This is a genomic window from Thermogutta sp. (assembly GCF_014359955.1).
GTDB lineage: Bacteria > Planctomycetota > Planctomycetia > Pirellulales > Thermoguttaceae > Thermogutta.
Map to the genome: position 1 here is coordinate 1 of NZ_JACIYL010000914.1, position 1,606 is coordinate 1,606.

At 58.1% G+C, this 1,606-nt stretch carries 1 protein-coding gene; it reads right to left on the bottom strand.

The annotated features are described in order from the left end of the window. Nucleotides 1-1,001 (bottom strand): 3,4-dihydroxy-2-butanone-4-phosphate synthase (gene ribB, locus H5U08_RS18160; RefSeq protein WP_297036368.1); only part of this gene is annotated, 1,001 nt, incomplete at its 3' end. Between the last annotated feature and the right edge of the window lie 605 nt (nt 1,002-1,606).

The following is a 1,606-nucleotide window of genomic DNA, read 5'->3' on the forward strand; positions in this document are numbered from 1 at the left end:
CAGTCCACCTGATGTCCCAGGGCGAGATTGGCCTCGACGGTGTCCATCCCTTCGTCCTGGAGGTGGTAGGCCTTGATTTTTTCGACCAGGCCAATGCCACGGCCTTCCTGGGGGAGATACACCAGCACGCCAGTTCCTTCCTGGCCGATCATCTGAAGCGCTAGATGAAGCTGATCTCCACAATCGCAGCGGAGGGAGGCGATGAGATCGCCAGTAAAGCAGGAGGAATGAAGCCGGACCAAAGGTGCGGCGACCCGGGTGGGATCACCAAACACAATCGCGATGGGCTCCTGGTTTTCGTATTTCACACCGTAGGCGATGATCTTGCCCAGCCCGTATTTGGTGGGGAGCTGGGCTTCGGCGATGCGGTAAACGAGTTTTTCGCGTCGACGTCGATAGCGGATGAGATCTTCCACTGTGATGACCTTGAGATGGAAGCGGCGGGCAATTTCGTGAAGTTCCGGGCGACTGGCGCGATCCCCGCGGTCGTTGAGGACTTCACAGAGAACACCGGCAGGTGCAAGGCCAGCGAGCCTGGCGAGATCGACGGCGGCTTCGGTGTGGCCAGCCCGACGGAGGACGCCGCCTTCTTTGGCAATGAGTGGATAGACATGCCCCGGCCGGGCAAAGTCTCCCGGTTTACTGGTGGGGTCGATCAGGGCCCGAATCGTTTTGGCCCGCTCCGCTGCCGTGATTCCCGTGCGGCAGGATCGATGATCGACGGGGACGGTGAATGCCGTTCCCAGGGGCGATGTGTTTTCCTTGACAATAAGAGAGAGTTCCAGCCGCTCGGCTACGTCGGGGAGAATGGCCACACAGAGGAGTCCCCGGCCGTAGGTGATCATGAAATTCACAATCTCGGGCGTGACTTTTTCGGCCGCACAGATGAAGTCGCCCTCGTTTTCCCGGTGCTCATCATCCAGAACGATGACGACTTCACCGCGAGCAACGGCGTCGATGGCCTCGTCGATTGTGTTGAATGTATCCTGGGACTCCGTCATGGGTGTGGTCCTGATCTTTGTGGGCCGGCGGCCTCACAGACCATTGGGGGCATACACGTTGACGCCGCGGAAAACGGGCGGTCAATTCTGCTCGATGAAAAACCAAAATAAAGGAACTCGGCGAACCGGCCGAAGGATGCTGCCACAAACTTGTCGCGACAGTTTCAATCCTTCTTTTTATTGTACGTTTGGATGTGCGGAATCCGCTAGCGTCACAAGGCGAAAGTTCACCCATTACCCAAGCAGCGGGTGGGTGGCAGTTGGGGTTTGGGGACAAGAACCGCCTGACCTGCAGGGCCAAGCAATCAGACAGGCGTATGCGCTCTCTGGGCCATCGGCGGGATCCTCAAGAAAAGTGTGGCCGGAGATTTGAAATCTTCCCTCGTCACCAGCGACCACCAGTAGGGGAAACTCATGAATTACCCCTACCGAGGATGTTACCAATGTTTGGGCACTACGCCTCGCCGAGCGACCGGTAGCGGTAGTTCATGAGCTGCCCCTATCGACATTTGATGGGCCTGCCCGTGGTTGAGGGGAAAAATGACAACCAGGAGAGTGGCGAAAGAAATGAGCGGCGGACCCTCTCATTTGTGGAGAGGGCCGCC